Source organism: Metabacillus rhizolycopersici (assembly GCF_020075705.1).
This window is the reverse complement of the sequence record NZ_JAIQUM010000294.1, coordinates 1-383: the sequence shown is the minus strand read 5'-3', so window position 1 is coordinate 383 and position 383 is coordinate 1. Positions and strand designations below refer to the sequence as shown.

The following is a 383-nucleotide window of genomic DNA, read 5'->3' as shown; positions in this document are numbered from 1 at the left end:
AGAGCAGAATATTTTCTCGGAAGAATTGCCAAACAAAATCCTAGATTCTTTAAACACTGGGAATTAGGTATCAAGCCTACGGCTGAATAATGGGAGCCGGATGAGCTGAGAGGTTCACGTCCGGTTCTGAGAAGGGCTATTGGGGAGGTTCCAATGGTCTACTTGCCTTGTTGTATTAACAGAAACTAAGGAACAAGCACAGTCCGTATACGTAAGACTACAATCGTACCTTAGTAACAGAGGTCTCGAACTAAGTAATGAGAAAACTAAGATCACTCACATCGAAGATGGTTTTGATTTTCTTGGATTCTCAGTTCGACAGTACAAAACATGGCAAGGGAACAAGCTACTGATCAAACCGAGTAAAGAGAGCATTAAGAAAG

The 383-nt window shown here is 41.5% G+C and carries 1 pseudogene; it reads left to right on the top strand.

The window, feature by feature from the left end:
* Window positions 1–169 precede the first annotated feature (169 nt).
* Window positions 170–383: pseudogene (locus K9V48_RS28705) on the top strand (group II intron reverse transcriptase/maturase); the annotation flags it as partial.